This is a genomic window from Bacillus sp. 5RYD7K, assembly GCF_059831465.1.
The window spans coordinates 1,540,574-1,565,824 of the sequence record NZ_CP191200.1 but is presented as its reverse complement, the minus strand read 5'-3'; the positions used below and the strand labels follow the sequence as shown (position 1 = coordinate 1,565,824).

The window sequence follows — 25,251 nt, the reverse complement described above, 5'->3', positions numbered from 1 at the left end:
TCACAAACCCCCAGGGGGTATCATTTTCATAAAAGAAAACCGCGCCCGTTCCCGAAGCGCGATAAATCTTATACGACGTCATACCCTTGATCTTCAATCGCGTCTTTTATATCTGATACGGAGACTTTGTTCTCATCAAACGTCACATCCACCTGTCCGGCTTCCAAATTCACCTGAACCGCCGTCACTCCGTTCAGTTCTCCTACTCCGGTCTCTACTGCTTTGACGCAGTGCTGACAGGACATGCCTTCGACTTGCAGTGTTTTTTGTTCCATGATGATTCCCTCCACGTCTTGTTTTTTCTTCTTCATGTTACCATACCCCTGTAGGGTATTTCAAAACATTTTATTTCATGATTTCGCGATTTTTTTCACGACATCCAGCAGCTCGGCAATCGCCTGCTCCCCGTTTCCGCTTTCAATGGCGCCGGCTACGCAGTGATGGGCGTGATCTTCCAGCAGATGAAACGCGACTTTCTGCATGGCTGCCTGCACGGCTGAAATCTGCACGAGAATATCCACGCAATATCGTTCGTTTTCCACCATGTTCTGAATGCCCCTGACTTGGCCTTCAATCCGTTTCAGCCGGTTCAGAATCTGGTCTTTTTCCTTGGCGCTTTTATGATTTAACGATTGATGTTCGGTATGTTTGTCCATTTTCCACCTCGTTTTTTTCTTCGTTATCTTCATTATACAGACTTGAAAAACCGGTGTAAAAAATTTTCAACACACAAGTTTTACCAGTACACCCGCGGGGTATATATTGTTATCACATATCAAGAGGGGGAAGTTCATTGAAAACGATACAGGTTGGCCTATTGGGATATGGTCTGTCCGGGAAAGTCTTTCATGCGCCGCTTTTGGACGTCCTTGATGAGTATCAGATCAAAAAAGTCATGACCTCCAGAACAGATGAGGTCAAACGTGATCTGCCGGGGGCTGAAGCCGTGCGCACGATTGAAGACATCACCGGTGACCCTGACATTGATCTCGTCATCGTTACGACACCGAGCGGAATGCATTATGAATCAGCGATGAAATGTCTTCTTGCGGGGAAACACACCGTCGTGGAAAAACCGATGACGGCGACTTCAGCAGAAGCGGAGGAGCTGAGAAGAACGGCTGAACATAAAGGCGTCTTGCTGAGCGTGTATCACAACCGGCGCTGGGACAATGATTTTTTAACGATTCAAAAGCTGATTCGGGACGGGGCGCTTCAAGACATTCATACATATCAAGTCAACTACGATCTATACAACCCGGTTGTACAAGAAAGATGGCGCGAAAAAAACGGACCCGCCACGGGAACGCTGTATGATCTCGGTTCACATATTATTGACCAGACACTCCTGCTTTTCGGAATGCCGGAATCCGTCACCGCACATGTGATGAAACAGCGGGACAACAGTGAAACGGCCGATTGGTTTCTGGCCGCCCTCCATTACGGCAAGCTTCAGGTTATTCTTCAATCCGGCTCCATGAATGCGGCAAGCGGCCCGCGCTATCAGATTCACGGACGGAATGCAAGCTTTATCAAATACGGAAAGGACGGACAGGAAGCTGCGCTTTCAGCCGGCCAAAAACCGATTGACGAGAACTGGGGCGCCGATGACCCTGACAGCTTCGGTGAGCTGACAACCGCAGCGGATGAGAAAAGACATACAGAAACAATCCCCTCTGAGAACGGCTCTTACCTTACGTACTACAAACTGCTGGCAGACAGCATCTTAAACGGAAAACCGCTTCCCGTTACGGCGGAAGAAGGCGTCGATGTCATCCGTGTCATTGAAGCGGTGATGAAAAGCAGCGAACAAAAACGGACGATTGCATTTTAATGAAAAACCTCCCAGCCGTATCAGCTGGGAGGTTTTTTTAGATTAGAATGATTTTCCGGCTTCTTTCGCGCGGGCAATCGCATCTTCTTTAATTTGCTGTGCTTTATTCGGTTCAGCATTATGGCCTTCAACGATTAATCCGTCGAAAGAAGGAACGCCGAAGAAGTTCATCATGATGCCGATGTAACGGTGGCCCATTTCCATGTCAGCCGCCGGGCCTTCAGAGTAATAGCCTCCGCGCGCCTGAATGTGGAGCGCTTTTTTGTCTGTCAACAGACCGATCGGGCCTTGTTCTGTATATTTGAATGATTTTCCGGCTACAGCTACAGAATCAAGGTACGCTTTCATAACAGGCGGGAATGAGAAGTTCCAAAGCGGTGTAACGAATACGTATTTGTCAGCTGATGCGAATTGATCGCTCAGCTCGTTCAGACGGCCGACTTTCGCTTTTTCATTTTCAGAAAGCTCTTCAAAACCTGTGCCGGATTGAAGTTTTCCCCAGCCGCTGAATACATCCGCGTCGATATGAGGAATGTTTTCTTTGTAAAGGTCGATATGTACAACCTCATCATTCGGGTTTGATTCTTTATAAGAATCGATAAACGCTTTTCCTGTCGCCATGCTGTAAGATGTCTTTTCATCATGAGGATGAGCAGTGATATAAAGTACTTTTGCCATTGTAAACAGCCCTTTCGTTTTCAAATTACACACATATTTATTATGAAATATGAATGTTTTTTTATACTGATCAGTTCTGTAATAATTATAGTTACAAAAAAATCTTTTAGCAACAATAATATCTCGAAATCAGTATATTTTTTTTGAAATGCTTTAATGACGGGGGTTGTAAGCACCAGAAAAAGCAGAAACATTTAGTTTCTGCTCAAAATCGGATTTGGTTTGCAGACCGGAATATCCAATCCGAGATTCCCCCGCAGTGTATCCGCCGGATAGCTTTTTCGGTACAGCCCCTTTTCCTGAAGGATCGGTATGACATGATCCACAAAGGCTTCAAGCATGCCCGGGATGTCAGAGTGAATGATAAACCCGTCCGCCGCTTCCCGCTGAAACCATGTTTCAATTAATGATGCCACACGTTCTGGTGTCCCGATAAAGTTGGTTCGCGGAAACGCGGCTTCGCGCGCCACTTGACGCAGCGTAAGATTCCGGGCTTTCGCCTCTCTTTTGATACGGTCTGTCGTGCTTTGAAACGCGTTTTTCCCGACGTCGCCCAAATCAGGAAACGGCTCATCCAATGGAAACCGGCTCAGATCATAATCGTCAAAAAATCTGGCCACATATTTAACGGCGTTCTCTATCGGAATCAGCTCGGCGAATTCTTGGTATTTCGCTTCCGCTTCTTCTTGTGAGCCGGCTATAATCGGACTGATTCCCGGAAAGATCCGCAGTTTGGAAGCGTCCCGGCCGTAATCCGCCGCCCGCTTCTTCACATCATCATAAAAAGCTTTCGTTTCCTCAAGTGAATTGGAATGCGTAAAGACTGCATCGGCATTTCGCGCGGCAAACGACCGGCCGGTTTCTGAAGACCCCGCTTGGAAGACGACCGGCTCTCCCTGTTTGGACCGGCCGATATTCAGCGGGCCCTCCACTTGAAAATACTCGCCTTTGTGATACAGGCGATGCAGTTTGTCAGGATCAAAAAACTGCCCGGTTTCTTTGTTGCGGACGAAGGCATCTTCTTCCCAGGAATTCCACAGACCGCGCACCACGTCCACATGTTCTTGGGCGATGGCGTAGCGCCGGCTGTGGTCGGGAAGGCTTTCCTTGCTGTGATTGCGCGCAGCCCCCGCCTGCGGAGAAGTGACGAGATTCCAGCCCGCCCGGCCGCCGCTGATATGGTCAAGAGACATCAGCTGTCTTGCGATGGTAAACGGCTCAGTGAACGAGGTGGAAAATGTGCCGATTAAACCAAGATGGGTTGTAGAGGCGGCAAGCGCCGATAAAATAGTGATCGGCTCAAACCGATTTAAGAAATGCGGGATGGACTTTTCAGAAATGAACAAGCCGTCCGCAATAAAAGCAAAGCTGAACAGCCCTCTTTCAGCGGTCTGCGCTTTTTGCCTGTAAAACGCCGCATTCGTGCTTGCTGACGGATCGACGTCGGGATGACGCCACCCATCCGTTGTACCGCCGACACCGTGAATTATGGCTCCGAATTGAATAAGATCCGTCCGGCTCATTTTCTCTCCCCCTTTTTTCCCTCGTAATCGGCAAGCGCCCGTTCTACGTATTCAATGCCGACTTGAGTAACGGCCTGATACACCCGCCTGTCACCGCTGCCGATTTCAACAACGGGGACATGGCGGATGCCGTACTTAGTGTGAAGCACGTCACGCAATTCATCCCGCTCCGTCACATCAATTGTTTCGTAGGCAATGGCCTTTTCCCGCAAGTATCCTTTCACTTCATCGCAATACGCACAGCCCTTTTTGCTCCAAACCACTACATTTGCTTCATGACTCATGTTCATCCCTCCTGTAATTGTGCGGCCGGCTGCACCGCTTCGCTTAACAGCCGGTAAGACAATCGTTTTTCCTCAGCGTTTTTGATAGGCGACAAAATCACAAAATCGGTAATGCTGTATTGAACGGATAATCGTCGCAGCTCGGAAGCGGTCTCTTCTTTTGTCCCGGCAATCACACCCGTCTTTTGTGTGATCAGCTTATATGGCTGCGTGACTTGTTCAAGAAACGCATCCGCTTGTTTTCGGGAAGCGACATTCACCTTTTTGCCGTCTTCGAGAATGATTTTGACCGATTCATGCGATACGACGTGTTTTTCCGCTTCCGCTTTTGTATGCGCGGTAAATACCATCGGCGCAAGGTGGAATTCGGCTTTTGCCCCTTTCGGCAGATGTTCGTCAAAGGCTTGGCGCGCTTTTTCTAACGCAGCGTCTTCACCGTTTATGAAATAGGCGAAAACGAAGGAAATGCCGAGTTTGGCCGCGGATATCGCGCTTTCTGTACTGCCGCCGAGCAAAAAGAGGTCAGGCGCATACTCAGTATGCGGCGCCGGCCGCAATGACGCGTAGCGGTGCGAGTCCGGAAAATCATTGCGGATGAAATGAGTCAGCTCTTCAAGCTTTTCTTCAAATAAACGGGCGGGCTGAATAAGCTCGCGCTGCAGCGCATCGGTTGACAGCTGAAATCCGCCGGGCGCTTTGCCGACACCGAGCGCTACACGGCCGGGGGCAAGGGCGGACAAAACCCGGAACTGCTCCGCCACTTTATAAGGGCTGTAATGCTGCAGCATCACCCCGCCGGATGCGAGGCGGATTTTTTTCGTACTGGCGGCCAGATACCCCAGGACAATTTCCGGTGCTGATCCCGCTATCTCTTCATTGTTATGATGCTCCGCCGCCCAGAAACGGTCATATCCGTATTGTTCGGCCTCTTGAGCCAATCTCACCGTTTGCCGCAAAGCTTCTTCTGCGGTTTGGTTTTCCGCGGTGACACTTTGGTCTAAAATGCTTAAACGAATCATACGACAGGCTCCTTTAGGTGTTCTTTTATGTCATAACCGTAATCAGGAAGAACGCGGCGGAGGAACTTCTTCGTTCTTTCTTTTTTCGTCTTGTAAAAGACCTCTTCAGGCGTTCCTTGTTCCACGATTGCTCCTTCATCCATAAACACAATTTGGTCGGACACTCTTCTGGCGAATTCCATTTCATGAGTAACAATGATCATGGTGGCGCCGGTCCGCACAATGTTAAGCATCACCTCAAGCACCTCGCCGACAAGCTCCGGGTCGAGGGCTGCGGTCGGTTCATCAAACAGCATCACATCAGGATGAATGGCAAGCGCCCTGGCAATTCCGACCCGCTGCTTTTGGCCTCCCGACAGCTGATTCGGATAGGCGTGCAATTTATCCTGAAGCCCCACCTTGGCCAGTTCCCGCTCCGCAATGGCGTACGCATCTGTTTTTTTCATTTTCCTTGCGACCGTCAGGCCTTCCATGACATTTTGAATCGCCGTTTTATGCGAAAACAAATGATATTGCTGAAAAACCATCGCCGTCTGTTTCCTCAGTCTGAGAATGTCTTTTTTGGCCGGCTTTTTGCAGTTAATGACTTCACCATGTACGGAAATGGCGCCCTCATCCGGCCGCTCAAGTAAATTAAGGCAGCGCAGAAATGTTGTTTTCCCCGAACCGCTCGGACCGATGATGGTCACGACTTCCCCTTTCCGGACACTTAAATTGATCCCTTTTAGCACGTGATGACTGCCAAAATGTTTCTGAATGTTTCGGATTTCGATCATACTGCGCCTCCTTGATATCTGGCCGCTCTTTTTTCCGCCAAAGTGTTTACGGCCTCGAGAATCAGCGTTAATCCCCAATAAATGACGGCCGCCCCGATAAATGCTTCCAAAAATGCATAGTTATCGGATGCCGCAATCGTCGCTGTTCCTGTAATTTCAGGCACTGCAACGATTGCCGCGATGGAAGTGGTATGCAAAAAACCGATGCCTATGTTGGTGAAGTTCGGCAGTGATATCATGAACGCCTGCGGCAGAATCACGCGCCGAATCATCTGGCCCCGCGTCAGGCCGATTGAATAAGCCGCCTCCGCCTGCCCCGTATCGACGGCTATGATCCCTGATCGGAGAATTTCCGTCATATAGGCGCCTGCCGTTAATGACAGTGCCATGATGACAAACACGGCGACCGGAATCTGATTGGCCGACCAGCCGAGATGAAAGGCGCGGCTGAAATGATCGGCAATCAGCGGAACGCCTAAATAAATCAGCATAATATGGAGAATCGCCGGGGTGCTTCGGAAAAAAGACACGTAAAACGCTGAGCAGGCAAGCAGCCATTTGATGCGGAATATACGCACCGTGATATTGCCGAGAGCTATGAAAAATCCGACAATAATCGGAATGATCGTCATTGCTAGTGTAAGCGGAACGGTTTTCATCATTTGTTTTATCGCAGTGCCGATAAACGGAATGTCCAGCTCCAATGTTCCCCCTCCTTTTCAGCTGTGTGCGCTCATGTCAAAAACCGTCACAAGGCGCGTCTCATCTTTCTTGATTCGTTTTTCACACCATCTGAAGACACATTCAAATAAAAGGGCGGCCGCGTAATACAGAACAGAAAGCGAGATATACACTTCAAGAGAATGATTGCTCGATGTAATCAATGTCTGCCCTCTGCCCGACATATCCATCACCCCGATTGAAAAAGCGAGTGACGTATCTTTTAAAAAACCGATCACCATATTCCCGATGTTGGGAAAAGCCTGCACGAGCGCCTGCGGCAGAATGATGCGCCGGAATGTCTGCCCCCCGTTCAGCCCGATGCTGAACGCCGCCTCCGCCTGTCCGCGGTCGACACTGTTCACACCTCCCCTGATGATTTCCGCCGCTCTTGCCGCGCTGCTCAGCGCGTACGTGGCGATGGCCGCATACAAAGGGTCCATTTTGGAAGTGTCAATTCCGGCGAGCGCCGTGAGCGCCGGAATGCCGTAAAATACGATAAACAGCTGCACCATAATGGGCGTTCCTCTAAAAAAAGAGATATACAGCTTCGCGATCTGATTCAGCACGGGAATGCGATAGATCCGGGGCAGCGCCAAAAGCAGCCCCAATAGAAAGCCGAACAGCAAAGACACCGCCAATATATACAGCGTGACGGGCAAATACCCGAGCAATGTCGGCACAAAGGATGCGATCATACTGATATCAAACGCTTTTTCCATTGCCGATCCCTCTCTTTTTCACTTAATATTGCTCCTTTGAATAATCCGCGCCGAGCCACTTTTCACTCAGCTTTTTGAGCGTGCCGTCATCAATGATTTCCTTGAGCGCTTTATCAATGTCATCACTCAGCGTTTGCTCATTTTTGTTAAACATAAAGAACACTTTGGCATTTGACAGCACCCCGCCGACCGTTTTTTCTTTGACCGCGCTCGTTTTGTTTTGGAAATCGACGGCAAACGGCGTGGAAATCGTCGCATCGGCGCGGCCGGATTTCAGCTGATTGGCCGCATCGTTGGAGCCTTGGCCAGCATAGGCGATTTCAAACGGACTGCCGTGTTTTTCATTCCATTTCTTCAGCACAAGCGCGCCGTTTGACGTCGGACTCGTAATGACACGCTTCCCTTTCAAATCCTCAATGCCGTGAATGTTCCCGTTCTCTTGGAGCACCGTGATTTTCAGCGGGAAGTTGTTATACGCGACTTGACTGAACAGAAATTTTTTCTCCCGTTCGGCGCTTTTCTCCATTTGATGAGCCACGATATCGACTTTATGCTGGCCGAGACTGACAAGCAAATTGGAGAAATCCATCGTTTTAAAAGTGAAACGATAGTCCGGCAGGCGCCTGTCAAGCTCTTTCACCAGCTCAACATCATAGCCCGTCAATTTTCCTTTATCATCAATAAAACAAATATTCGGAAATTGAGTTCCCGTGCCGACCGTGATGTTCTTCACGTTTTTCTGATTGCCTGATGCCGCCTCCCCGCCCGCGCCGCAGGCTGATAACGCCGCCATTGCGGCAATTGTTAATGACATGACCGCCAGTCTTATTTTCATGTGATCGCCTCGTTTTCTGCTTCAATTATTTCGTGAAACTTGATTTTGAATAATCCGCGCCGAGCCATTTTTCACTCAGCCTTTTCAATGTGCCGTCCTTCTCCAGCTTTTGAATCGCCCGATCCGTATCGTCCGCCAAGGTTTGGCTGTTTTTATTGAACATAAAATACACTTCTGTATCCAGCAGCACATCACCGACCGTCTTTTGTTTGAACGCGTGCGTCTTATTTTGAAAATCGACGGCAAACGGCGTAGATACGGTGGCGTCAGCGCGTCCTGTCTCAATTTGGTTCGCTGTATCATTGCTGCCCTGCCCGGCGTATTTCAAATGTATCGGGCTGCCGTGGGTTTTGTTGTATGCCGTCATATAATCCGCCGCGTTTGATGTCGCGCCGACGATGACGGTTTTCCCTTTTAAATCCCGGAGCGTGTGTATCGCGTCATTATCCGCCTTCACCGTGATGTACATCGGCGAGTAGTTATACGGGATTTTGTGATACAAAAAGCGTTTCTCCCGTTCCTTGTTTTTCGCCATATTGTGCGCAATCACGTCAATTTTCCGGTTTCCGAGACTTGTAAGCAGATTCGAAAAATCCATCGTCTTAAAGACAAATTTGTATTGCGGCAGCTGTTTATCAATGGCTTTCATCACTTCAATGTCATAGCCGGTCAGCTCGCCTTTTTCATCCATAAAAGCAATGTTCGGAAAATCAGTTCCCGTGCCGACAATGACGGTCTGGACGCTGCTCCCCGCTTTTGTGCTTTCTCCTTGCCCGCACCCGGCCAGCACGCCGAGCAGCAGAAGCAGACAGCCGGCTCTGATCCGTTTTTTTATCATTGCGCCCAGCTCGGTGTGCCTAACAGCGACGCGTCAAACCGCTCCGGTATGAGCACCTTTCTCATCATGACCCCGATGTCTCCGTCTTTCTCCTGCTCAAAATACACTTCATAGCCCCTCCGTCTGTACATATCCAATAGCCAGGGATGCTTGCGCGCCGAGGTGCCGAGCGTGATGGCCGGGGCCTTCAGCGTATCCCGCAGCACGTGTTCCTCCACATAAGTCAAAAGTTTGCTGCCGATGCCCTGCCCCTTCAGCTCAGGAAGCGTCGCGAACCACCAGACAAACGGATATTTTGACGGAGGCGTGTCACTCTCCCACGGAAAACGGATCGTAATGGTTGAAAGAAGCTGTCCGTCCCGTTCCAGCACGACGGCTGAATGATTTTCAATATTTTCTGTTACCATGTCAATGTCGGCCCGCGCCGACGGCCAGTCAATCTCCAAATTGCGGATCGGCTGAAACGCGCTGTACAGCAGTTCTAAAAACTCGGGCGCATCCTTTTTTTCAGCCAATCGAAATATGTCTTCACTCATTCCGTTCACTCTCCCCGAATATATATAATTCCAATTTGTTTACTAAGCTTTAATTGTTTATACTATAAAGCAAACTGATTTATTTGACTAATCAAAAAAAATAAAGGAAAAGTTCAAGAAAATTAATGAACAGCCGGGAGGGGATTTCGTTGGAATTACGCACCATTAAAACGTTTCATACCATCGTACAGTCAGGCAGCTTTTATAAGGCCGCCGAAATTCTGAACTATTCACAGCCGACGATTTCAATGCGGATTAAACAGCTGGAGCAGGATGTAGGCGCGCAGCTTTTTGAACGGGGAAAGAAGCTGAAACTGACAAGAGCGGGACGGCTGTTTCATGAGCGGGCCGGGCAGCTTCTCGCACAGTATGAGGTGCTTGACCATACTCTGGCCGACATCAGACAGGGGCAGGCCGCCCTTATTCAGATCGGCATATCCGAACCGACGGCAAGCCTGATCTTTCCTGCCGTGCTGCGGGAGTTTTTAGATGATTATCCTGACATGTCGGTCAATGTCAGCGTGGATGATGCCAATACATGCAGCCGCAAGCTGCTGGAGGGCGCCATTGATTTTGCGGTATGCGGCGAGCCGGAGCTTATTCTGGAAAATTACTTCGATCCGTTTTTCCATGAATCGCTCAATGTCATCGTGTCCGACACACATCCCCTTGCAGCCAAAACAAGTATCAATCTCGAAGACTTAGAAAATGAATGCCTGATTTTCACGCCCGCCAACTGCCCGATCCGGATTCAAATTGAACAGCACTTGCATCGGGCCATCGGCAGCCGCTATCGAAAAATGGAGCTGACCAGCAGCATGGCTCACCAATACTATGTCAGGGAAAATATCGGCGTCTCGATCTTTACGGCGACGGCGCACTCAGAGCCGATCGAGGGCACGAAGGTCATTCCGATCAATAACTTAACAATTTCACCGCCGGTCGGGCTGTTGACAAACCAAAAAGAAGAGCATTTTGACTCCGCCACAAAAGATTTAATCAGCAGGATCATCAGCCGGTTTCAGCGTAATCCGCATTAAAAAACCCCCGCCACTTTGCGGGGGTTTTTGTATATTCATCTTATATAATGCTCCGCACTAAGCCGCCGTCGATCCGCAAAGCAGATCCGTTAATGGCTGACGACAGCGGGCTGCTTAAAAAGGCGACAAAGTGGGCGATCTCTTCCGGACGGATCAATCGCTGAATGATCGACGTCGGACGATTTTCCTTCATAAATCGTCTCTCCGCTTCAGCCGCTGTCAGGTTTTCACCGGGATAAAGCGACTCCAGCATCGTTTCGACGCCCTCTGTTTTCGTGGAGCCCGGCATGACCGTATTCACCGTCACATTCGTCCCTTCCGTGAGCTCGGCCAGACTGCGTGACAGCGACAGCTGCGTCGTTTTCGTGGCGCTGTAATGGGCCATTTCCTGAGAAGGCATGACGGCCGCTTCACTCGCGATAAAAATCACCCGCCCTTCCTTCCGTTCAATCATCCGCTTTGCATACCGGCGTGTCAGCCGCACGCCGCTCATGATATTCACCTCGAAAAACCGGAGCCACTCCTCGTCAGAAATATCAAAGTATTCCGCAGGTTCAAAGATTCCTAAATTGTTCACAAGAATATCCACATCAGGGTACTGCTGAAAAATCGCGCCGCATCCTTCCGCCGTGCCTAAATCAAATGCGGCCGGATAGAGACGGGCATCCGGCGTCTGTTTCTCTAATTCCCGGATCGTTTCGTTCACCTTTTCTTCACGGCGACCGTTAATGATCACCGCCGCGCCTTCTGCAATCAGCGAAGCCGCAATCGCCTTCCCGATGCCTGACGTAGATCCCGTCACAAGCGCCGTCTTCCCTTTCAACTGCAAATCCATCGTCCATTCCTCCCTATCGCAAGTCTCTTCTTATATATGGACAGAAATCGAAAGCCTGAAACCTTCCGTCCCTATTATCGGATAGAAAAATGGATGAGGGGAAGTACGCACTTTTTAGTGCCTGTCGTTTGACCCGGCTGACGGCTGCTCGATTTGAATGAAAAACCGATTCCCTAACTCTTCTTGAGCCTCTTGAAGCAGCTCCAAGACATCATCAGCATCCGAACCCAATGCCTTCTGACTGATGTCAAAATTCTTCCACACCAAAGTCAGCGGAAGTTCTATCCAACCTGTCAGACAATCCCATAAGGCATTCAGATTTTCACCATAAAAGTCCGGGAAATCTAATTGATCTTTTAAGATTCGGTGTAAAGCTTCTGTGCTTGTAATATCTTTTCCGTCTATGATGACGATTTCCATTCACATTCACTCCTTTATTTCGGCACGAAAAAACCGCAGTGCGGTCATGTGACGGCACTGCGGTTCTTATGTTATGTATGGAGACGGTGGGAGTCGAACCCACGTCCAGAAACATCGATTACTTAAGCGTCTACGAGCGTAGCCTGCATATTTCGTGTTTCACTCGTCTTCGTGCCTGCGGGCGGGCCTTCCGAGAGCTAGTCTGTCAGTCTCTTCTTACGTTCTCAGACGGGAACGTAAGCGTAGCCTACTTGGATGTGCTCTTCACGGACACATAGGCAATGTCAGGAAGAGCTCGCTGCGTTTATTAGGCAGCTAGTGCTAAGTTTTGGTTAAAACTTTTAGTTTTGCCAGTTATATTTAGGTGCGTGTTAACGAGATCGCCTCTCGGCTCGCAGCTCAAGCTCGATCCATCCCTGTCGAATCCGTAACGTCCCCTTGTTAAGGGTATACGGGAGATTTATCAAGCTCTTGCTCAACTGGCTGTACTGTTATTATATCATGATCACAGACAAATTCAATTGGAAATATCTTCAATAAACAGCCTGTGAATCTGATGTGTGAACAGTATAGCATAGGGCAGTCATCACATCAAGGCTCAGGCATCAGAAGCCTTTTTGTCTGTCTCTGAACGCTCTTTCGATTTCTCTTTTGGCGTCTTTTTGTTTTAAATCTTCGCGTTTATCGTATGTTTTCTTCCCTTTTCCGAGGCCGATTAACACTTTGGCAAAGCCGTTTTTCAAATACAGCTTCAGCGGCACGAGGGAATAGCCTTTTTCTTTCGTCAGGCCGATCAGCTTATTGATTTCTTTCCTGTGCATCAAAAGCTTTCTCGTCCGGAGCGGGTCGTGGTTATAGCGGTTTCCCTGCTCGTACGGGCTGATGTGCATATTGTGGAGGAACACTTCGCCGCGCTCGATTTTCGCAAAGGAATCCTTCATGTTTACGCGGCCGGCGCGGATGGACTTAATCTCCGTCCCCTGCAGCACGATGCCTGTTTCATAGGTTTCTTCTATAAAGTAATCATGGTTTGCTTTTTTGTTTTGTGATAATACTTTGCCTGATCCTTTTGGCATGCCTTATCCTCCTCTCTCCGCAAAAACCGTTCATGTGTGCGATACGCTTTATTTTAGCAAATGGAGCGTTCCGCGACAATGAAAATGCGGCTTGCGAAAGAAAGCAAACAGAGCATTTTGCCCCATTTGCTTTTCGCATTTACTTCTTCTTTTTGCGTTTTTGTTTCGGCGCGTTTTGGAAACCGCGTTTTTTCTTTTTCTTCTTCGGTTTTGTAAACCATTCCCCTTTTTCCTCCGATTTCGGCGGTGAAGCCGGGGTATTGCTGTTTAACACACGTTTCCGTGCGGGTCTGCCTCGTTTTCTGCGGTCGCCTGTTGTTTCTCTCGGACGGCGGGTGCCTTTCATACCGACAATTTCAAAGTCGATGTTTCTCTCGTCTTTATTAACGTCGACGACTTTGACCGTGATTTCGTCTCCGATCCGGTAAACGTTGCCCGTGCGTTCGCCGATCATGGCGAAATGCTGCTCGTCAAAACGGTAATAATCATCCGTCATAAAGCTGACGTGCACAAGCCCTTCAATCGTATTCGGCAGCTCGACGAACATTCCGAAGTTCGTGACGGAACTGATCATGCCGTCAAATTCCTCGCCGATTTTATCAAGCATATATTCCGCTTTTTTCAGATCGTCCGTTTCCCGCTCTGCATCAACGGCGCGCCGTTCCATCGTTGACGTATGGTCAGCGATTTCCGGAAGGCGTTCGGCCCACTTTTCCTGAGTCGCTTCGTCCGATTGTCCGTTGATCAAATACGTTCTGATCAGCCTGTGAACGATTAAGTCAGGATAACGGCGGATCGGCGATGTGAAGTGCGTATAAAATTCAGTCGCCAGCCCGAAATGGCCCAAGCTGTGCGGATCGTATTTCGCCTGCTTCATGGAACGGAGCATGACGGTTGAAATCACCGTTTCTTCCGGACGGTCCCGCACTTCGTCAAGAATGCTTTGCAGCGCGCGCGGATGAATGTCTCCGGCTTTCCCTTTGACGATATAACCGAATGTCGTGACGAACTCCAGGAACTTTTGCAGTTTTTCGGCGTTCGGCTCTTCGTGAATCCGGTAAATAAACGGCACGTTCATCCAATGGAAGTGCTCGGCCACCGTTTCGTTTGCCACAAGCATGAATTCTTCAATCAGCTTTTCCGCTACTGAGCGCTCTCTGATGACGACGTCTTTTACGGCGCCTTCCTCATCGACGAGCACCTTCGCCTCTTTAAAATCAAAATCCACGGCGCCGCGATCCATCCGTTTCGCCCGGAGAATTTCCGCCAGACGTTCCATGTCTTTGAACATCGGGACGAGCGGCTCATACCTTTCTTTCAGCTCGGCGTCGTCTTCTGTGAGAATCCGGTTGACATCTGAATAGGTCATTCTTTCCGTCGTTTTAATGACGCTTTGGAAGATCTCGTGCTCTGTCACCTGTCCCTGCTGGTTGATTGTCATTTCGCAGGAAAGCGTCAGGCGGTCGACCTTCGGATTTAAAGAACAGATTCCATTAGACAGTCTGTGCGGGATCATCGGAATGACCCGGTCAACCAAGTACACGCTTGTCCCTCTTTCCAGCGCTTCTTTGTCAATCGGGGAATTCTCCGTGACGTAATGGCTGACATCGGCAATATGGACGCCGAGCTTGTAGCTGCCGTTATCAAGCTTTGTTACAGTGACGGCGTCATCCAGATCCTTCGCATCCGCCCCGTCAATGGTGACGATGACCTGATCGCGGAGATCACGGCGGTCTTTGATGTCTTTTTCATCGATGGTATCCGGCGTGCTTGTTGCCTGCTCCATCGCTTCAGCCGGAAAATCTCCCGGCAGGCCGTGCTTATGGATGATTGATAAAATATCGATGCCCGGATCATTTTTATGGCCGAGTATTTCAACGATTTCTCCTTCGGCGTTCATTCTGCCTTCAGGGTAGCTTGTCAGTTTGACGACGACTTTATGGCCTTCCGCAGCGCCGTTATTGGCATGTTTCGGAATAAAAATATCACTCGTGATTTTCTTATCATCCGGGATGACAAAGCCGAAGCTTTTCGTTTCTGTGTATGTGCCCACGACGCGGTCGATGCTTCTTTCCAGGATGCGGATGACCGTGCCTTCCTGTCTCGATCCGCTTGACTGGGAATTGAGCCGCACCATGACGATATCGCCGTTCATAGCTGTATTCAGCTCATTCGGCGGAATAAACACATCACTTAAAGAGGTATCCTCCGGCAAGAGAAACGCGAATCCCTTTGCATGCGCGGAAATTTTTCCTTTTACTAAATTCATTTTTTCCGGAAGCCCGTAGCGGTTGCTTCTGGTTCGGACGATCTTTCCATTCTCCTCGAGCGCCACCAGCGCTTTTACCAGCTCTTTAAATTCTTCGGCTTCCGTGATGTTCAGCATCTCCTCGAGTTCCTGAACGGTAAGGGGCTTGTACGCCTCTTCCTTCATAAACGCGAGAAGACGGTCCATAAACGCTTCTTTTTCCATTATCCGACCTCCTGTTTGTTACCAATCGAGTTTCTCTAAAAATTCGTACACATCCTGATGAACGAGGTCCCGTTCTTTGTCCAGCGTAATGACATGTCCTGACTCTTCATACCATTTCAGCTGTTTGTCGTCCGTTTCCACCTCGTTGTAAATGATGTCTGCACTGTCTGTGTTAATCATATGGTCATGCCGTGCCTGAACCACAAATGTCGGGGAATAGATCATGTCGACGTTTTTGCGCACATCGGCAATCAGCTCCTGAAGCGATTTGAGCGTATTCATCGGCGTTTTTTCAAACTCCTTCATTTCCTTTTCAATCTGCTCCGGCTGTTTTCCTTCGAATTTTTTATAATTGCGCGCGTAGGAGAGAACCCCTTCGTACATAACCTCTTCACTTTTAATGTGCATCGGCGCACACATAGGAACAATTCCCTTTATGGGTACAGTGTAACCCAATTTCAATGAAAAAACCCCGCCAAGCGACAGTCCGCAGGCCGCAATGTTTTCATAGCCTTCAGATTGTAAATATTCATAACCGTCCATGACGTCTTTCCACCAATCTTCAGGCCCCGTATGTACCAGCTCTTCCGGCGGAACGCCGTGCCCTTTATATTGAGGCGCGTGACAAGTGTAGCCGCGCTCATTCAAGTAGCGGCCGAGCATTCTGACGTCTGCCGTATTTCCCGTAAACCCGTGCAGCAGAAGCACCGCCTTGTCTCCGCCTTTAAATGTAAATGGTTTTGGTGTCACAATTTTCATGCTCATAACCCCTTTTTTGCACATTCAATTTAGTTTTCCACAGTTTTGCGAGAAACAAACGCCGTCTCTCAACAAGAAAAAGGCCTGATATTAAATCAGACCTTATACAAACATTGCCTTATACGATATACGCCAGCGAAATCGTCAACACGAAAAACAAGACTGCCAGCACAACGGTTGTGCGGTGAAGAATCAGATCAAGGCCCCTTGCTTTCTGTTTTCCGAAAAGCTGCTCCGCCCCGCCTGAAATCGCACCCGATAAACCGGCGCTTTTGCTGGATTGAAGCAATACGACAATAATAAGTGCAATACTGACGATAACCAATAAGGTAATCAATAAAGTGTGCATCCCATACACCTCCAGACTGACTGGCCTACATTGCTTCTATTTTACATGAAAAGCAAAGGCATGTCACGCCGTATCGGTGCACATCATGTCAGAAAAACGGAAATGCAATTTGAATCTTTCATCACTGTTGACTTTTGTCAACAAAATCGTAGTAAAAAAGATCTTCAAACTTCATGTCAAAGTAATAGAGCATCTTTCCGATGACCAGCTGGCCCGGCCTCCGCTCTCCATTCAGTACACGGCTCAGTGTGGCGGGAGATATTCCGATCTCCAGGGCGAGCTGGTTTAACGAGTAGTCATTATTGACCATATACTGCAGCACATAATCTCTTCTGATCTGTATCTTTTCGACCACTTTCTTCACCTTCCGTTCTGTCAAATACTTTCTTTCTTATACATAAGATACGGCTTTTGTTAACTTTTGTCAATACTTTTCCAGCCTGACTATTCCCTTTAGTCAATAAACATACTAGAATATAAATAGACCGCGGGAGGGGGAGAGACTGTGGAAAGCTTCGGGAAACAATTACGGACATTGCGGGAAAAACGGCATCTGACAGTGAACCAGCTGGCAACGTATTCAGGCGTCAGCGCCGCGGGAATCTCGCGGATTGAAAACGGCAAACGCGGGGTGCCGAAACCTGCCACCATTAAAAAGCTCGCAGATGCGTTAAAAATCCCGTATGAGGAACTGATGCAGACGGCGGGATACATAGAGACCGTTCAGGAAACGAGAGCCCCATACGACACAGGCTGCACCTTGCTGGAAAAAGCCGAAACGTATGAGCTGGATGATTTATCACTTTTGGAGCGGGAGAACTGGCGGCACCTGTCGAAAGAAGACTTGGTTCTGCTTGATAAATACTTTGCGTTCTTGTCAGCGGAAGCCAAAAAAAGAAAAAATGAAGACTCATGACTTTGCACATGTGAGGCGATCTTATTGAACACATTCGGAAAGCAATTAAGAGAGTTGCGCCGCGCCCGGAAGCTTACCGTCAATCAGCTTGCCGTCTATTCCGGCGTCAGCTCGGCGACCATTTCCAGAATTGAAAACGGGCACCGGGGCATTCCTAAACCGGCGACCATCAAGAAATTAGCGGACACATTAAAAATTCCGTACGAAGAGTTAATGGCGCGGGCCGGACACATCAAGGCGTTTCAGGAGGAAATCCGCGAAACATCCGAAAGCTATCAATCCATCCGCGCCATCTATCAGACCGCCGTTGACAGAGGCGCGGAGCATCTGCCGCTGTTTGACAGCAAAAAGTGGCAGCACTTCACAAAGGAAGATATTGAAAGCGTCAGCAAATACTTTGATTTTATCGCGGCTGAAGCGAAAAAGCGCTCCCCGGATTCCTCATCCTCTTTTTGATCCTCCCTCAACTTAACAAGCGCCAGACGTACGTTCCCTCCGATTTTGCGGTATAATAGCAGAAGACGAGGTGAAAAAGCATGAACCAATCAGAAATGTGCCCCAGATTCGAAAAAGCGGTCGACATCCTAAGTAAACGCTGGGTGGCTCTAATCGTCTTTCAGTTATTGAACGGACAGCAGCGATTTAGCGAAATTGAAGCGGCGCTTCCGAATTTAAGCGGAAGAGTCTTGTCAGAACGTCTGAAAGAACTTGAAACAGAAGGTGTCATCAAACGGGATGTTATCCCCGAAACGCCTGTCCGTATTGAGTATTCTTTAACGAAAAAAGGCTGCGCATTAGCCCCTATTTTAGAGGAAATTTCCAAGTGGTCTTCAACATGGATTGATCCTTCCTGATAAACGCTTTTCCGCATAAGCGGCTGATCTCTCAAACGGACAGCCGTTTTTCATTTTGCCTTTCTTAAACAGGAAAACAAGCCCTCATGCGTGCAGGGCTTGTTTTTGTCTGATGCCTTCCAGCGGAATTCGGATTTCCGCACGGGCTCCTCCAGACTCTTGATTTTCAAGTATTAATTCGCCGTGGTGAAGATGTACGACATGATGGGCGAATGTAAGCCCCATGCCGTGATGCCCCGCCGAATGTCTGCTTTTATCCTCCGTGTAAAAAAGCTGTGTCGCCCTTTTCAGCGCTTCCTGCGAGAACCCGCTTCCGCTGTCGGATACGGCAATACTGAGTGCGGTATCGGTGCATAGGACGTCCACACGGATTTCTCCTCTTTCCGGCGTATAGTCGACCGCATTCGCCGCGATATTCATGACCGCCCTGCGGAGCAGTTCTTGATCAATCGGCGCTTCTTTTCGGTCAATGCCCCGCTCACTGAGGACGAGATCAATCTGTTTCGGCCCCGCAAGCGCCGCCGCGTCACGATATATGTTCTGAGCCCACTCTTTGAGATCGGTATATTCCAGATGAACGGCAACTGCCTCCTCCGCTTTAGAAAGCTGAATCAGCTGCCCGACATATTGCTCGATTTTGTTTCCGGCATCAAGGATATACTGCGTGTATTCCGTCTGTTCCTCATCAGGTTCTGTTAACTGAAGCAGCTCGGCATTTCCTTTAATGATCGTTGCCGGAATTTTAATATCATGCGCAAGCGCGCCGATCTGTTCCTTCTTTATCCGCTCAGCCTCCCATTGCGCCGCCAGAGATGCCTGAAGCGCGTCTTTCATTTTCAGCAGAGAGTCAATGACATCGTCAAATTCCTTGATGCGCGGCCTTTTGGGATTGATATTTAAATTCTGTTTTTGAATGCTTGCCGTAATGGAGCTGAGTGTGCTGAAATGCCGTCTCAGCTGATTGGCGAATCGCGTCGTCACGATAAACACGGTTAAAAGAAGCAAAGTGATCAGAACCGCAAGGCCCGTCCATTCATAATTGGGCAGATAGCGCCTTAGCAGCGGCGACTGAAATTCCGACCTGAGTGAATATTGGAGAACGCCATATTCATTTTTCCGATCAACTACCATGAATCCTTTTTGAGCATAATTAAAATACGGCTGGTGCTGGATCTTTTTTCTGGCGCTTACCGCGTCTTTTTCCGTCATCGTTCCTTTCGTCATCCGCTTTGTTTTTTTATCAAAAACGGCGTATGTCATACCGTCGGGGATCATGTCTTCTGTTATCTTTTCCGCCGATTTCAGGCGGGGCTTGATCTGTTCCGCCTCATGCTCGCTGTAATTTGCCGGCAGGATCGCTCCGGCATTCAGCGCAATGGCATTTAAGGCGACGCATAATGCCGCCACCCCCATCGTGCTCAGACACAGCGTGATGGTAAATTTGACAAGCTCTTTGCGGATGCTGGATTTTCCTTTTGCTATTCCCATTTGTATCCGACACCCCACACCGTTTTGATCGGATCAGCCCCGTGTTCTTTACATTTTTTCCGGATGGTTCTGATAAACTCCGTAATGGTTGAATAGAGCGCATCGCCGTCCAAGCCGTACACTTCCTCGTAAATCTGCTCCCGTGAGAATGTTCTGTTTTTATGCTGTGCCAGAAATTCTACGATTTTATATTCGTTTTTCGTAAGAGGCAGTTTCCGGTCATCAAACCATACTTCTTTATTATCAAAATCAAACATGAAGCCTGATATCAGACGTTTTGTCTGACGCTTTTCCCGCTGTTCCCTTCTGACATGCGCGTTTACCCTTGCCATCAATTCCTGTACGCCGAACGGCTTTGTGATGTAATCATCAGCGCCTGTCATGAGGCCTTTCACAATGGATTCTTCGTCAGATTTTGCCGTTAAAAACAGGATCGGGCTGTCCACCAGCGGCCGAATCCTCCGGCAGAGTTCAATCCCGTCGGTTCCGGGCATCATGACATCAAGAAGAATCAAATCATAGCCTTGAAAAAAATCCAATGACTGATCTTCCGCTTTTTCCAGAATCGTTACTGTATGCTGATCACGCTGTAAAATGTTTCTGATCAGAACGAGAATATCTTTTTCATCATCTACCGCTAAAATGTTTGCCACCGGCCGAATCGCTCCTTGCCTTTATTCATATGAACGCCGCCCTTCCCATCTTCTGCACCAATGGAGGCCGGCCAGACATAATATCACTATAGAAAAATATAACATTATTTCTCCGATTCTCATATCGTATCTCACATAAGGGAGAAACTCTTTTTTGACTTTATCAAAATGCAGCAGTCCTGCAAGGCCCGACAGCCGCACGCTCCATGCCCACGGGAAAAAACGCCAGATGACATCGCCCAATCCTGTATTCATCAGCGCCGCCATTAATAAACCCGCTCCCCCTAAAAGCCCGGACGGTCCCATGCCGTACTGTATGCCGACAAAAAAAGACATCATATAAAGCGGAATACTGCCGGCAATCAGCCACGCCCCTCCCTTTAAAAAGAGAAAGTACGGAAGGTCATTAATGTGAAGAATACATTTCATCCCCGCCAAATAAAGACAGATGGCAAGACCTATCGATAACACATTCAACAGCAGCAATAGAAGCAGCTTGCCCGCAAAACTGATTATTTTCGAATGCGGAACCGCCAGCATCATCTGAAAATGACCCTGTTCCTCGACGGAGGCAGACATGCCGCAGACAATACTGATGATTAAAGGGTAGAAAACGGCAATCGCGCTGAAAAAGACGTTGTACAGCACATAAGGCTCCTGAACCCTTCCATACATATACAACAGGAAAAATCCCGCGCATAAAACCGGCGCTGCCGCATGCATCCATATGAGCGGCGTGCGCTTCATTTTTAATACATCGGCCCACATATATCTCAAAAGCATGGTCATGACCGGTTTCCCCCTTTTGCAAAAGGCACGGCGGAAATCAAACTTATTGCGATAAAAGAAAGGATAGAAAGAATAATAGCCGGAAAGATCACATTTCCGTTCAATAAGCCGCTGTCTGCGGGAAGCTGAATTCCGTTCGGATGGATCCCGAGAATCGGTGACATCACCCGGACTGACCAGCTCCACGGACTCAGCCACCACAATGAACCGGACGCCGGCACAATACCCAAAACAAAAGCGGCGATCATATTCGCGAGAATGACTGCCGTAAATCCGAACTGTCTGGCAATCCATAAGCACAATGGGATTTCCCAAAGCGTCGTCAGCCATAAAAGGGAGCCCGCTTCAACGCCTTTCAGCTGCAGCGCAGCAATTCCCGGAAACACAAGGCCTAGTAAAAATATGATGATGAAAAAGACGATTTGCGACAGAAGTGAATACAGCGCGATCAAGCTTATTTTTGAGAGCCATATGCTTTTTAAGTCTGCCGGCAATGAGTACACCGCGCGGTCAATCGCAGATTTTTTCTCTTTTTTAACAGATAAACCGCACATTAGAGCAATCATGAGCGGCATGAAAATAACCGCCCACCAATTGAACGTGCCCGTCATAAAATAGGCTGTATTCAGCAGAAAAGAAAAAGCCGTGTTCAAAAGCGGAATCAGAATGATCAGCTTTCTGATAAATGTTCTTTTAGATGTAAGGTGTTCCGCCTGCATGTACTGAATCATTTTCCTGTCCCCGCTTTCTCCCGTGTTGATTTGACTACCTCCAGAAACAGCTGCTCCAGATCGTCTTCCCGGCTGATTTCTCCCTGATATCCCAAAACACCGTCACTGATGATTCCGATATGGTCTGCGATCTGCTCGACTTCTGATAACAGGTGGCTTGATAAAATCACCGTCATTCCCTGTCCGGGCAGGGAGCGGATAAATTCCCGCAAATCCTGAATCCCCATCGGGTCCAATCCGTTTGTCGGCTCGTCAAGAATTAAGAGCGACGGACGGTTGACTAATGCCAACGCAATGCCGAGACGCTGTTTCATTCCCATGGAAAATTGGCCGGCGCGCTTTTTTCCGGTTCCCGTTAATCCCGTGATTTCCAGCACCTCCGCAATTCTTGAATCAGGAAGCCCGAGCATCACGCAGCGGACTTTCAGATTTTCAGCGGCTGTCAAGTTGCTGTAAAGCGGCGGCGCTTCAATCAGGGAACTGATCTTTTTCAAATCTTCGCGCTTCCATGGATGCCCGTCGAACAGAACCTCGCCGGATGTTTGCTGCAAGATGCCGGTCAATATTTTAAGAGTCGTTGATTTTCCGGCGCCGTTCGGACCGAGCAGGCCGTAAATACTGTTGCGCTTAACCGATAGAGACACATCAGCCACTGCCTGTTGTCTGCCGAATGATTTTTGCAGCTGTCTCGTTTCTAAGATGTTGCTCATATGATTACCCCTCTGCTTTGTTATTTGATATGTAAGACTTTACAGCGCAGTTATCAAAATTTAATCAAGAAATCAAAAAAGCATCCTTCACGCGGAAGAATGCTTTTTTTCATGAGGCTGAGCGTACGATCAGCTTTCTTTTTTGTTTTTTCACAGGGCTGAGGGCTCGTTCCAGCCACGCCATCAGCAGGTCTGCGGCTACCGCCATCAGCGCGGTCGGAATGGCGCCCGAAAGAATAATGGCGGTTCCGTTTGTCGCGTTCGAGCCTCTGACGATCATATCCCCGAGGCCGCCTGCGCCGACGAAAGTGCCGATTGCCGTGATGCCGATCGCAATGACGAGCGCCGTTCGGAGACCCGCCATAATGACGGAAAGCGCAAGCGGCAGCTCCACCATGCGAAGCACTTGATATTTCGTCATGCCCATCGCTTTTCCCGACTCAAGATAAGCGTGCTCAATATTGATAATGCCCGTGTGCGTATTCCTGAGAATCGGCAGCAGTGAATACAGAAACAAAGCCGTGATGACCGTATTGGCGCCAAGTCCCATGGCAAGCATCAGGACGGCGAGCATCGCCAGCGCCGGAACGGTTTGAATCACGTTCGCCACAGCAAACACCCAGCCGGAGAGACGCCCGTGCCTCGCTGTCACAATGCCGGCCGGAATGGCGAAAACGGCGGCGAAAACGACGCCGTACGCCGACATGAGAAAATGCCGCCAGCACTCATACAGAACATAGCTGCCGTTTTGAGCGTAATACGTAAACAGCTCTTTCAGCGTGTCCATCCGCATATCTCCTTTCCGTTATTCAAAGTAATGATGCTTTTCTAAAAATTCCTTTGCCACGACGGACGGCTCTTTTAATTGGCCGTCAACTTCGTAATTCATTTTCTGCATCATCTTTGTATCAATCGCGCCGATCATTTGATTGATTACGCCTTCCAGCTCGGGATGCTCGTTTAATACACGTTTCGGAACGACGGGTGAACAATCGTACGGAGGAAAGAACCGCTTATCATCCTTCAGTGTTTTCAGTCCATAAGCAATGATTCTTCCGTCGGTGGAATAAGCGAGCGCGATATCCATCTTCCTGCTTTTCAGCGCGTCGTAAACGAGGCCGATCTGCATCGGATACGTGCCTTCAAATGACATTCCGTATGTGTTCATAAAATCCTGATATCCGTTGCCTCTCAGCTTCATCCAATAGTTATCAACGCCGAATTTCAGATGAGACGCCTCTTTTTTGACATCAGATACCGTTTCTAAATGGTATTTGCGGGCAAGCTGTCCGGAGACGGTAAAGACGTATGTATTATCAAAGCCGTAGGAATCAAACCATTTCATGTCATATCTGTTCTGAAATTCACGCTGAACGAGCCGCAAAGCTTTATCCGGGTCTTTTTCCGGCTCCATGCGAAGCGTGCCCGTCAGCGCGTCTCCCGTATAGCGCGTCGCGGCGATATCAATATCACCGTTTATCAAGGACTGCTGCTGTACGGCATTGGAGCCGAGATTTTTAATAACGGTTGTTTTCAAATCGCTGTGATGTTCAATCATCTGTCCGAGCATGCTCGCGATGATTTCTGATTCGGTCATGCTTTGCGCGCCGATTTTGATGGTATCCTCCGACGCGGCGCTCAATCCCGGAAGCGAACAGCCGCCAAGGAGCAGCATGCCGATACAGGCGAATGCGAGCAGCCGTTTTTTGCATCTATTCCCCACGAGAGACCTCCTCCTTATGAAGCGTTTTTTATGTCTTTCAGCCCGTCAGGCGTGACTTTCCGTTCTGTCATCCCGAGCATGCAGTCGACGGCCGCCGCTAACATCGTGACCGGAACGGCGCCGGCGATAATATACTCCGGCTGATAAAGGTTCAAGCCGATAAAAATGTAATCCCCCAGTCCGCCTCCGCCGATAAAGGAGGCAAGCGTCGCCCAGCCGATCAAATAAATCGCGGACGTCCGGATGCCCGCCATGATGACCGGGGCGGCAAGCGGGAGCTCTACAAGCCTGATCTGCTCCCATGCGGTCATGCCGATCCCTTTTCCCGATTCAAGAAGATGCCGGTTGACGCCGAGGATGCCCGTATACGTGTTTCTGAGAATCGGCAGCACGGAATAGAAAAACAGCGCCGCAATGGCCGGGATCTTTCCCACGCCTAAAAGCGGAATAAAAAATGCGAGAATGGCAAGGCTCGGCAAGGTTTGAATGATATTGACGATGCCGATGACTGTGCCGGCGCCTCTTTTCATCCTAGTCAGCAGGACGCCGAGCGGAACGGCGGCGAGAATGCCCGCCATGACGGCGATTAATGAGATGTACAAGTGCTCCCATGTTTTATAAAGCAGTTCCGCACCGTTTGTCTGTAAAAATTGCATGGTCTGATTCATAT

32 protein-coding genes and 1 other RNA gene are annotated in these 25,251 nt (G+C 48.9%); 5 read left to right on the top strand and 28 right to left on the bottom strand.

What is annotated here, in order from left to right; all coding sequences use genetic code 11:
• Positions 1-68 precede the first annotated feature (68 nt).
• Together copZ and csoR are read right to left on the bottom strand one after the other, a co-directional pair.
• Positions 69-275 (bottom strand): copper chaperone CopZ, encoded by a 207-nt coding sequence (gene copZ, locus ACQE26_RS07760; RefSeq protein WP_438420640.1) that lies wholly within the window; start codon positions 273-275, stop codon positions 69-71.
• A gap of 75 nt (positions 276-350) precedes the next feature.
• Positions 351-656, bottom strand: coding sequence for a copper-sensing transcriptional repressor CsoR (gene csoR, locus ACQE26_RS07755; protein WP_013353610.1), 306 nt, complete (start codon positions 654-656; stop codon positions 351-353).
• A gap of 137 nt (positions 657-793) precedes the next feature.
• Here csoR and ACQE26_RS07750 point away from each other — a divergent pair, with 137 nt between their 5' ends.
• A complete protein-coding gene (locus ACQE26_RS07750) occupies positions 794-1,834 on the top strand; it encodes an oxidoreductase (RefSeq protein WP_500471179.1) in 1,041 nt (346 codons plus the stop codon).
• A 42-nt stretch (positions 1,835-1,876) separates the two neighbouring features.
• Here ACQE26_RS07750 and azoRB read toward each other — a convergent pair whose 3' ends face one another.
• The 10 genes from azoRB to ACQE26_RS07700 all read right to left on the bottom strand — a co-directional run bounded on the left by azoRB (position 1,877) and on the right by ACQE26_RS07700 (position 9,765).
• On the bottom strand, positions 1,877-2,512 hold the full coding sequence (azoRB, locus tag ACQE26_RS07745) for an FMN-dependent NADH-azoreductase AzoRB (protein ID WP_003151719.1): 636 nt from the start codon (positions 2,510-2,512) through the stop codon (positions 1,877-1,879).
• Between the two features lie 194 nt (positions 2,513-2,706).
• Positions 2,707-4,035 carry an LLM class flavin-dependent oxidoreductase gene (locus ACQE26_RS07740; protein WP_500471178.1) on the bottom strand — a complete coding sequence of 443 codons (1,329 nt, stop codon included), beginning with the start codon at positions 4,033-4,035 and terminating at the stop codon, positions 2,707-2,709.
• Positions 4,032-4,319, bottom strand: coding sequence for a glutaredoxin family protein (locus tag ACQE26_RS07735; RefSeq protein ID WP_326351496.1), 288 nt, complete (start codon positions 4,317-4,319; stop codon positions 4,032-4,034). Before ACQE26_RS07735 ends, ACQE26_RS07740 begins: the two co-directional genes overlap by 4 nt.
• A 2-nt stretch (positions 4,320-4,321) precedes the next feature.
• Positions 4,322-5,338: an LLM class flavin-dependent oxidoreductase gene (locus ACQE26_RS07730; protein WP_500471177.1), complete on the bottom strand. Its 1,017-nt coding sequence runs from the start codon at positions 5,336-5,338 to the stop codon at positions 4,322-4,324.
• The gene (locus ACQE26_RS07725) at positions 5,335-6,114 is read right to left on the bottom strand and encodes an amino acid ABC transporter ATP-binding protein (RefSeq protein ID WP_500471176.1); all 780 of its coding nucleotides are present in this window, start codon (positions 6,112-6,114) and stop codon (positions 5,335-5,337) included. The genes ACQE26_RS07730 and ACQE26_RS07725 overlap by 4 nt, the downstream gene beginning before the upstream one ends.
• Positions 6,111-6,818 carry an amino acid ABC transporter permease gene (locus ACQE26_RS07720; RefSeq protein WP_500471174.1) on the bottom strand — a complete coding sequence of 236 codons (708 nt, stop codon included), beginning with the start codon at positions 6,816-6,818 and terminating at the stop codon, positions 6,111-6,113. The genes ACQE26_RS07725 and ACQE26_RS07720 overlap by 4 nt, the downstream gene beginning before the upstream one ends.
• A gap of 15 nt (positions 6,819-6,833) precedes the next feature.
• Entirely contained in the window at positions 6,834-7,556 is a 723-nt protein-coding gene (locus ACQE26_RS07715; RefSeq protein ID WP_060964262.1) for an amino acid ABC transporter permease, read from the bottom strand.
• 22 nt (positions 7,557-7,578) lie between these two features.
• Positions 7,579-8,391, bottom strand: a complete 813-nt coding sequence (locus tag ACQE26_RS07710; protein ID WP_500471173.1) for an amino acid ABC transporter substrate-binding protein — start codon at positions 8,389-8,391, stop codon at positions 7,579-7,581.
• Positions 8,392-8,416: 25 nt separating this feature from the next.
• Positions 8,417-9,229, bottom strand: coding sequence for an amino acid ABC transporter substrate-binding protein (locus ACQE26_RS07705; protein WP_500471172.1), 813 nt, complete (start codon positions 9,227-9,229; stop codon positions 8,417-8,419).
• Entirely contained in the window at positions 9,226-9,765 is a 540-nt protein-coding gene (locus tag ACQE26_RS07700; RefSeq protein WP_500471171.1) for a GNAT family N-acetyltransferase, read from the bottom strand. The genes ACQE26_RS07705 and ACQE26_RS07700 overlap by 4 nt, the downstream gene beginning before the upstream one ends.
• 149 nt (positions 9,766-9,914) lie before the next feature.
• Between ACQE26_RS07700 and ACQE26_RS07695 the strand changes: the two genes are divergently transcribed.
• Positions 9,915-10,805: a LysR family transcriptional regulator gene (locus ACQE26_RS07695; RefSeq protein WP_500471170.1), complete on the top strand. Its 891-nt coding sequence runs from the start codon at positions 9,915-9,917 to the stop codon at positions 10,803-10,805.
• A gap of 40 nt (positions 10,806-10,845) precedes the next feature.
• Here the strand turns inward: ACQE26_RS07695 and ACQE26_RS07690 are convergent, their stop codons facing one another.
• The 8 genes from ACQE26_RS07690 to ACQE26_RS07655 all read right to left on the bottom strand — a co-directional run bounded on the left by ACQE26_RS07690 (position 10,846) and on the right by ACQE26_RS07655 (position 17,027).
• Complete coding sequence (locus ACQE26_RS07690; RefSeq protein ID WP_500471169.1) at positions 10,846-11,640, bottom strand: SDR family NAD(P)-dependent oxidoreductase; 795 nt, start codon at positions 11,638-11,640, stop codon at positions 10,846-10,848.
• A 114-nt stretch (positions 11,641-11,754) separates the two neighbouring features.
• Positions 11,755-12,060, bottom strand: coding sequence for a barstar family protein (locus ACQE26_RS07685; protein WP_500471167.1), 306 nt, complete (start codon positions 12,058-12,060; stop codon positions 11,755-11,757).
• A 75-nt stretch (positions 12,061-12,135) separates the two neighbouring features.
• Positions 12,136-12,498: a transfer-messenger RNA gene (gene ssrA, locus ACQE26_RS07680) on the bottom strand.
• Positions 12,499-12,665: 167 nt separating this feature from the next.
• Positions 12,666-13,136, bottom strand: coding sequence for an SsrA-binding protein (smpB, locus tag ACQE26_RS07675; RefSeq protein WP_438420649.1), 471 nt, complete (start codon positions 13,134-13,136; stop codon positions 12,666-12,668).
• A gap of 139 nt (positions 13,137-13,275) precedes the next feature.
• Entirely contained in the window at positions 13,276-15,609 is a 2,334-nt protein-coding gene (rnr, locus tag ACQE26_RS07670) for a ribonuclease R (protein WP_500471165.1), read from the bottom strand.
• Positions 15,610-15,627: 18 nt separating this feature from the next.
• Positions 15,628-16,368: an alpha/beta hydrolase gene (locus ACQE26_RS07665; RefSeq protein WP_016937913.1), complete on the bottom strand. Its 741-nt coding sequence runs from the start codon at positions 16,366-16,368 to the stop codon at positions 15,628-15,630.
• A 118-nt stretch (positions 16,369-16,486) separates the two neighbouring features.
• Positions 16,487-16,717: a preprotein translocase subunit SecG gene (gene secG / locus ACQE26_RS07660; RefSeq protein WP_013353627.1), complete on the bottom strand. Its 231-nt coding sequence runs from the start codon at positions 16,715-16,717 to the stop codon at positions 16,487-16,489.
• A 121-nt stretch (positions 16,718-16,838) separates the two neighbouring features.
• Positions 16,839-17,027 (bottom strand): helix-turn-helix domain-containing protein, encoded by a 189-nt coding sequence (locus ACQE26_RS07655; RefSeq protein ID WP_101605598.1) that lies wholly within the window; start codon positions 17,025-17,027, stop codon positions 16,839-16,841.
• Positions 17,028-17,222: 195 nt separating this feature from the next.
• Between ACQE26_RS07655 and rghR the strand changes: the two genes are divergently transcribed.
• The 3 genes from rghR (at position 17,223) to catR (ending at position 18,487) form a co-directional block, all read left to right on the top strand.
• Positions 17,223-17,633 carry a transcriptional repressor RghR gene (rghR, locus tag ACQE26_RS07650; protein WP_016937911.1) on the top strand — a complete coding sequence of 137 codons (411 nt, stop codon included), beginning with the start codon at positions 17,223-17,225 and terminating at the stop codon, positions 17,631-17,633.
• A 24-nt stretch (positions 17,634-17,657) separates the two neighbouring features.
• Positions 17,658-18,089: a helix-turn-helix domain-containing protein gene (locus ACQE26_RS07645; protein WP_016937910.1), complete on the top strand. Its 432-nt coding sequence runs from the start codon at positions 17,658-17,660 to the stop codon at positions 18,087-18,089.
• An 80-nt stretch (positions 18,090-18,169) separates the two neighbouring features.
• Complete coding sequence (gene catR, locus ACQE26_RS07640) at positions 18,170-18,487, top strand: catDE operon transcriptional regulator CatR (protein WP_016937909.1); 318 nt, start codon at positions 18,170-18,172, stop codon at positions 18,485-18,487.
• An 84-nt stretch (positions 18,488-18,571) separates the two neighbouring features.
• Here catR and ACQE26_RS07635 read toward each other — a convergent pair whose 3' ends face one another.
• The 8 genes from ACQE26_RS07635 to ACQE26_RS07600 all read right to left on the bottom strand — a co-directional run bounded on the left by ACQE26_RS07635 (position 18,572) and on the right by ACQE26_RS07600 (position 25,249).
• Complete coding sequence (locus tag ACQE26_RS07635) at positions 18,572-19,975, bottom strand: sensor histidine kinase (RefSeq protein ID WP_500471164.1); 1,404 nt, start codon at positions 19,973-19,975, stop codon at positions 18,572-18,574.
• On the bottom strand, positions 19,966-20,628 hold the full coding sequence (locus tag ACQE26_RS07630) for a response regulator transcription factor (protein ID WP_016937907.1): 663 nt from the start codon (positions 20,626-20,628) through the stop codon (positions 19,966-19,968). The genes ACQE26_RS07635 and ACQE26_RS07630 overlap by 10 nt, the downstream gene beginning before the upstream one ends.
• A 21-nt stretch (positions 20,629-20,649) precedes the next feature.
• Positions 20,650-21,417, bottom strand: coding sequence for a lantibiotic immunity ABC transporter MutG family permease subunit (locus ACQE26_RS07625; protein WP_500471162.1), 768 nt, complete (start codon positions 21,415-21,417; stop codon positions 20,650-20,652).
• Positions 21,414-22,148 (bottom strand): lantibiotic immunity ABC transporter MutE/EpiE family permease subunit, encoded by a 735-nt coding sequence (locus tag ACQE26_RS07620; RefSeq protein WP_500471161.1) that lies wholly within the window; start codon positions 22,146-22,148, stop codon positions 21,414-21,416. Before ACQE26_RS07620 ends, ACQE26_RS07625 begins: the two co-directional genes overlap by 4 nt.
• A complete protein-coding gene (locus ACQE26_RS07615; protein ID WP_045925946.1) occupies positions 22,145-22,858 on the bottom strand; it encodes a lantibiotic protection ABC transporter ATP-binding protein in 714 nt (237 codons plus the stop codon). Before ACQE26_RS07615 ends, ACQE26_RS07620 begins: the two co-directional genes overlap by 4 nt.
• A 109-nt stretch (positions 22,859-22,967) precedes the next feature.
• The gene (locus ACQE26_RS07610) at positions 22,968-23,645 is read right to left on the bottom strand and encodes an ABC transporter permease (protein WP_500471160.1); all 678 of its coding nucleotides are present in this window, start codon (positions 23,643-23,645) and stop codon (positions 22,968-22,970) included.
• A gap of 18 nt (positions 23,646-23,663) precedes the next feature.
• Positions 23,664-24,533: an osmoprotectant ABC transporter substrate-binding protein gene (locus ACQE26_RS07605; protein WP_193759249.1), complete on the bottom strand. Its 870-nt coding sequence runs from the start codon at positions 24,531-24,533 to the stop codon at positions 23,664-23,666.
• 62 nt (positions 24,534-24,595) lie between these two features.
• Positions 24,596-25,249 (bottom strand): ABC transporter permease, encoded by a 654-nt coding sequence (locus ACQE26_RS07600; RefSeq protein ID WP_500471159.1) that lies wholly within the window; start codon positions 25,247-25,249, stop codon positions 24,596-24,598.
• Positions 25,250-25,251: the final 2 nt, after the last annotated feature.